The organism is Aeromonas sp. s5 (assembly GCF_040907865.1).
Taxonomy (GTDB): domain Bacteria; phylum Pseudomonadota; class Gammaproteobacteria; order Enterobacterales; family Aeromonadaceae; genus Aeromonas; species Aeromonas dhakensis.
In genome coordinates this window covers 23,637-29,910 of the sequence record NZ_JBFOCO010000018.1, presented here as the reverse complement: position 1 = coordinate 29,910, position 6,274 = coordinate 23,637, and the positions used below count along the sequence as shown (strand labels likewise).

6 protein-coding genes are annotated in these 6,274 nt (G+C 63.8%); all 6 read right to left on the bottom strand.

Annotation, left to right across the window (positions count from 1 at the left end; all coding sequences use genetic code 11):
* The coding region (locus AB5Y94_RS11255) for a tail fiber assembly protein (RefSeq protein ID WP_368205533.1) at positions 1 to 176 on the bottom strand (176 nt) is incomplete at its 3' end.
* Positions 177 to 415: 239 nt separating this feature from the next.
* A complete protein-coding gene (locus tag AB5Y94_RS11250; RefSeq protein ID WP_368205531.1) occupies positions 416 to 2,236 on the bottom strand; it encodes a phage tail protein in 1,821 nt (606 codons plus the stop codon).
* A complete protein-coding gene (locus AB5Y94_RS11245) occupies positions 2,233 to 2,835 on the bottom strand; it encodes a phage tail protein (protein WP_368205530.1) in 603 nt (200 codons plus the stop codon). Before AB5Y94_RS11245 ends, AB5Y94_RS11250 begins: the two co-directional genes overlap by 4 nt.
* Positions 2,828 to 4,015 (bottom strand): baseplate J/gp47 family protein, encoded by a 1,188-nt coding sequence (locus tag AB5Y94_RS11240; RefSeq protein ID WP_368205529.1) that lies wholly within the window; start codon positions 4,013 to 4,015, stop codon positions 2,828 to 2,830. The genes AB5Y94_RS11245 and AB5Y94_RS11240 overlap by 8 nt, the downstream gene beginning before the upstream one ends.
* Positions 4,012 to 4,335, bottom strand: a complete 324-nt coding sequence (locus tag AB5Y94_RS11235) for a DUF2590 family protein (RefSeq protein WP_368205532.1) — start codon at positions 4,333 to 4,335, stop codon at positions 4,012 to 4,014. The genes AB5Y94_RS11240 and AB5Y94_RS11235 overlap by 4 nt, the downstream gene beginning before the upstream one ends.
* A 14-nt stretch (positions 4,336 to 4,349) precedes the next feature.
* Complete coding sequence (locus AB5Y94_RS11230; RefSeq protein WP_368205528.1) at positions 4,350 to 6,266, bottom strand: phage tail tape measure protein; 1,917 nt, start codon at positions 6,264 to 6,266, stop codon at positions 4,350 to 4,352.
* Positions 6,267 to 6,274 lie beyond the last annotated feature (8 nt).

Here is a 6,274-nt window from a genome sequence, read left to right as displayed (position 1 = left end):
GGCCAGTTGACCTCGGTTGGCCAGCCATCGCTTTGGGGGAGGCGGTAGAGGGCGACCCGGTAGCGCTGCCAGGCGCTAAGCTGTTCGCGTTCGGCCTCGCTGATGATCCCCAGCGCCAGGGCATCTTCTAGTGGTGCCATCGCTGTGGCTGCGAGTTGTAATCTCACGTCCAACATGGCCTGCATTTCAGACGATGTCGGTAGGGGCTGGGGTATGAGGGTGATTTCACCGAACTCCCCGAACATCGCCCTGGTGTATAGCGCTCGGCCGTGCTCTTCCGCATCGTCTTTCCGGGCGCTAAATGGGACGAAATCAGGAAGATGGCTAAAGAGCACTTCCATATTAATCACATCATCTGCGTTAACCTGTGCTGTCACTGCTCTGACTGATAACACTTGAACATTCATCTTTGACCTCACGCAATGCGAATAAATAGGGTGACGTTCCAGCTTCCGTAATCACGGTCACCGGCGGCATACCCGAGCGCTTTCCACGTTCCTGCGGGAGAACCACCGTACAGAATGCCTTCTGCAGAACTGAATCTGAGGGCTGATCCCGCGATGGTTTGGCCAGGTGAAATTTTCCCTCCTGAATTGAATCGGCCTAACAGCGCGTATGTACCGATCTGCTGATAGCCACTGGCAACAATGTCGGCATTTCCCTGTGAGGCCGGGTGGGTATGACCTGAAGGCGGCATGGTCGCGGGCTTGTCGGTGACCTCACTCCAGGTGGGCCAGCGGGTGGCTGTGGCAGGCGCTCCGGTCACTTGCGACCAGGGGTGGCTGTGCGCACTGGGTGGCATGGTGCCAGGCTTGCCGGTGACCTCATTCCAGGCGGGCCAGCGAGTTGCTTGCACCGGCGCGCCAGTGATCTGGCTCCATGGGTGAGCGTGGCTTGCGGCGGCGGCTCCCAGCTCGGCCAGGGTGGGCTTATTGCCGGTGTTGTAATCCCGCGTCCAGGGCGTCCAGGCCCCGGTGCTGTATTGCGCGCGCCGCCAGACCCGGCTGGAGTTGTAAACCAGGTAGGTCTGCTGGGTGCCGGCGGCATTGCTGACGATCAATGCCCCGGCCAGGTTTTCCGGGTAGTGGCGTGCCGCCGAGGTGTTGGCGTTGGCGTGCTGGGCATATACCTTGGGCTCTTTGAGGGTGTCCAGATCCTCGGTGCCCAAGTTGATGGGGTTGAGCCAGGAGCCGGGGTGGGAATGGTTGGCTGCCGCGAGGTCCGGCTTGCTGGTCACCTCTGCCCAACTGGGCCAGCGGCTGGCGGTGGCCGGAACCTGATCAAGCTCACCCCACTTGTGGCGGTGGCTGCCGTCTTTGATCTCCACCGCGATGGTGACGCCCTGGGCGTCTTCCAGGATGCCCTTGCCGGCCACGTCCCCGGTCAGCTCGATGGTGCGCTTGCGGCGCACGTCGGTGACGCTGCCGTCCGCATTGATGATGGCCACCTTGGCCACATGGTGCTGATGGCCGTTGCTGTCCAGGTAGTCGGTGAGCTCCGGCACACTTAAGCTAAGGGTGAAGTGATTCACCCAGGCATCGAGCAAAGAGCCCGCCCGGTAGATATCGAGCCAGAGCCCCACCGGCTTGGCGCCCGGGGTCACCTTCTTGACCTCGTTCAGTTCCGCCCGCAGGCCGCCCACGTAGGCCACCCCGGGCTGCATCTTGTAGACCCCGGACTCGTTGACCAGCTTGAAGCCGTCACCGTAGAAGGTGGCCGACCCGAAGAACTGCAGCGCCTGCAGGCGCAGGTCGTCGTCTATTCCGCGCAGGCGGGCGGCATAGTCGATTTGCCAGGTGCTGGCGTCCACGTGGGTGGCGGTGGCCTCTGCCGCCTGGTCGTACTCCATCAGCATGGATTTCACCAGGCTGTTGCCGGTCTGGCCGGTGGCCTCATTGGTCTTGAGTTTGGTTTCCAGCCCCTTGTGCACAATCATCCCCACCACGCCGGTGGCCTTGTTGATGAGGTACATGGCGTTGAAGCTGAAATCGCCGACCGTGGTGTCCATCACGATGGTGTAAGCCACCGCATCGTTGTTGATGCGCCCGCGCTGATCCACCGCGTGCCGGTGCACAATCTGGCCCGCTGGCGGCAGCCCGCTGTCCGGGTTGATGGCCGCCTCGGGATCGAGCCCCGGCACGTTGGCCAGCACGAACTCATCGAGCACCACCGGCACTTGGGTTGCTAGGCACTCCTGCCAGTAGCGGGAGAAAGCGTTGGTAATGATCTGGCTCATGCGTTCCTCTTAAGTGTCGCGCCGAACACCTGCTGGTTCATGTCGATACGACTGAACCGCAGGGTGCCGGTGACCGGATACACCACTGCAAAGCGATAGCGGCGGCAGGTGCGGCCATAGTGTTGAATGAGGGTTTCCATCAGTTTCTGGTTGGCCGCGATGGCGCCGTCGGTCACCTCGATGGTGATGACGTCCCAGGGGGCGCCGGCCTGGCGTTCGTGGACGTCACACCAGCCGATGCCCAGGCGCTCGAAAATGCGCTTAAAGCCGGCCACCTCGCCGGCGTCCCGGGCGTTCACAAAGGCGAACTTGACCCGCTTGCGGAAAAGCTCGAGCGGCTCGCCGTTGAAACGGGTGATGTCCCGCTCCCAGGCGAGTAGCGCCAGCAGGGACGCCGAGCAGGTCAGCGGGTCTTGCTGGGCCAGCGGCAGCAACAACCAGCCCTTGACCCGTTGCCAGAAGGCATTGATCCCCTTGGCCAGAAACCCGGGCTCGGCGTGGGCCGGGCTGATGGTGTAGCCGTCTTCCCACCAGGGGGCGCTGGCATCGGGCAGCACCGGCGCCTGCAGGTCGTGTTCAAGCGGGGTCGGGTCAGTCATGCAGGGTCACCTCCAGCGTGCTCAGGCGCGCGATGGCCAGCCCCGACACGATGTCATCTTGCGCAAACTTGAGGCTCTGCAACTGCGGGAACTGGCTGTGCAGCTCGCGGGCCAGCTGGGAGAGCGAGAAGCGCGAGCGCGGCCAGGTGCGGGTGACGCTTGGGAAATCCGCCGACTGGCGAAACGCCGCCTTGACCAGGCTTTCGGCGCCTGCCTTGAGCGCGGCATTCTGCTCGTCGGTGAGGTTGGCTTGTGGCCATAACTCAAGGGTGAGGCTGTGCTGGGTTTCGGGGATGCTCATCACGAATAAATCATCGCCGTGGCCATGGTTGCCCTGGCGGCCCACGTAGTCGTTGAGCTGGTTGATGAGGCTGGCCGGGGTGGCGCCCACTTCCAGCAGGATGTAAGCGTTGGCGGTACCCGGGCCGCGGGGCCCCTCATGCTCAAAGAAGATGTGATCGGCCCGGATCCCCGCCACGCTGGCCAGCATGGAGCGGTAAATCGCGTCGATGTGGTAGCGCCCCACCGCTGAAAACTGGTTCTGGATGCGCAGGCCGAGCGCGTCGTTGCCCTCGGCATCGGCGCCCTGGGTGGTGATCCACTCCTTGTCATCGTTGCGGGCCGACAGGATGCCGGTGACCGGTTCACTTAGCAGGTTGTAATAGCCCGGGGCCAGATTCCAGGCCGCGCCGGCGAACTCCGCCTCGCAGACCACCTTGGCCACCGCCTCGCCGGCGGGACTGACCACCGCCTGCAGCGGCTTCACCCGGTAGATGGTGCCGTTGATGCGCTCGGTGGTGATCCAGATATCGGCCGGGATGGTGACCGCCTCGCCGGGGCTCACCTTGACGAAGTGGATCACTCCCCGGGTTTTCTGGGCAGCCTTACGGGTCAGGTCCACATCCCAGGCCTTGAGATCGAGATAGGCATCGGTGGCGGTGGCCGCAAAGGTGTTGGGCAGCACATGGCCGGCCAAGAGCGTGCGGATAAGCCAGAGCGCCGGGGTGATGACCACCCCGCGCACCAGCCGCCAGAAGGGGCTCACATCGCTGTCGTTGGTGATGAGGGAGCCAGCAGCCACCACCTCCTTTTTGAGCTCGGCCTCCATGGCCTGCTCGGTGGTCGGCACACCGGCCTCGGCCAGCAGGGCCATAAAGTCCACGTTCGGGCGCAGGTTCACAGGGTTACCTCCAAATCGCCGAATTCATAGGTGCGAGCGGTGACCAGCACCCGGTCGGGGGCCTCTTCACGGATCACGATGGTGCCGGGCACCAGCCGCTCGTCGTCTTCTACCAGCAGTTCAATCTCGGTCATCACATCGGCGCGCAGGGTAGGGCTGCGCTCGCCGATGAGCTTGCGGGCCAGCCCCGACTCCATGATGCGGTGCTTGATGTCCTGACCAATGCTGTGGCGGTCCTGGGTGGTGCGCGGCTGGCCGCCGGCATCGAGTTGCCAGGCGCCGTTCACCACCAGGAGATCGATGTACTTGGGTTCATGGATAAGGGGGTCGCTCATTACGGGGTCTCCAGCCAGGCGTTCTCGGCCAGCTGCTCCGGTGTCATCGGGTTCTGGTTGGTGATATGTACCTCGCCGATGTGCAGGGACTTGGCGGGTTTCTGGTTGGCCGTGGTCGCCGCCGCGTTGGCCTGGATCAGCTGCTGGCCAAGGCCACCGGATGGCACCTTGCTCTGGTCCTGCTGGCGATAGCGGGTGAGGGGGGCGTTGACCGTTTCCCGCTGCTGTTCCTGGGTCGGCATGTTCATCACGCCTGGCATGACCGGCATGGTCAGCGGCGTCATGGTCGGCATGGTGAGGTCCGGCATGCTGCCGAGCTCGATGTTGACGCCCGGGATCATGTTGAGCTTGTCGATCAACCAGTCTACGGCTTTGCCCAGCAACTGGAACGGACTGAGGTCGGCGAGCAGTTGCATGAAGCTGGCCCAGCCGGCGGCGGCCCCGTCGATCATCGCCTGGACGGCATCGAACACGCCCCAGTCAGCCAGGGTTTGCTTGAGGTCGTCCCAGTAGTAGATGACCGCCGCGACAGCACCGATCAGCGTCACGATGCCCGCGATGATGAGGCCGACGGGGTTGGCATACATGGCGATGTTGACGGCCAGCATGATGGCGCGAAAGGCAACCAGCCCCGCCTTGAGCAGGTTGAGCGGCGCCATGATGACGCTCCAGGCGATGCCGAGCCCCAGGGTGGCCAGCTTGGCCACGCCAGCAACCAGCATCCAGGTTCCGGTCACCATGCTCAGGCCAACGATGGCGAGCAGGGCATAGCTCACCACTTTGGTGAGGTTCGGGAATAGGTGCGTCCAGCGCAGCACGGTGGTGGCGCCATCGGCAAAGACGCCCACCACGTTGTTGATAGCCGGCAGCACCACCCCGAAGGCGGCGGCCCGGATTGCAAACCAGGCTTGCGTCACCCGTTCCCACTGGTCAGTCATGGCGGCGGCCATCTGCTCGGCCTTGCCCATGCCGTGGGTGTTGGCCAGCGCGTTGATATTGGTGGCCAGCCCCTTGGTGTTGGTCATCAACAGTTTGATCATGGCCACTGCCTCGTCCGAGCCGAAGGCCTTCTTGAGCTCGTCCCCCTCGGCCACGCTCATGGTCTCGCCATACTTGGCCTTGAGCTTGTCCATGATAGTGAGCACCGGCAGCATGTTGCCCGCGGCGTCGGTGAACTTGAGCCCGAGCGCCTTCTGGGCACCCCCGACCCCGGCCAGGAAGGCCTTGAACTTGGTCCCCGCCTCGCCACCGCTCATGGTGGCCTGCAGCTGGCCGAGCACGGCAAACTGTTCATCCATCGAGATCCCGGCGGCGGTGGCGTTGGCGCCGATCGCCCCAAAGGCATCAGCCATGCCCTGACCGGTGGTCTTGAACAGCTGTACCGCCAGCGCCGTCTTGCCGGCCACATCCTCGACCCAGTTGGCCTTGCCCATCTGCTTGGCCTGCTGCTCGAAAATGCCGTACATGGTGCCCATGTAGTTGGTGATGGTGGCGGTGTCGGCCTTGGTGGCTTTGGCCAGAGTGGTGGAGGCGCGGGTGAAGGCGGGCAGCTCGTTACCTTCGAGCCCGGCAATCGCCGACTGGATATCGTAGGAGGAGCGGACAATCTCGGTGGCCGACTCCCCGTACTGGATAGAGAGCTTCAATGCTTCGCGACCGAGCGCGCCGAGCACCTCCTTTTGCACATCCAGCGAGGCCACCTCGGCCAAGGCCCGGTCCATCTCGATGGCCGGCCCCAGGGCTGACTGGATCGCCAGGCCACCGGCGGCCACGGTGGTGGCCCCCATGGCCATGTTGCTCCAGCCCTGGCGGCCTGACTTGGTGACCTTGTCCATCTGGGCATTGATGCCGGCAAGGGGCTTGGTGACCTGGTCAACCAATGCCACCTGCATCATCAATTTTTCCATCCAAGCCATAGGGGTCC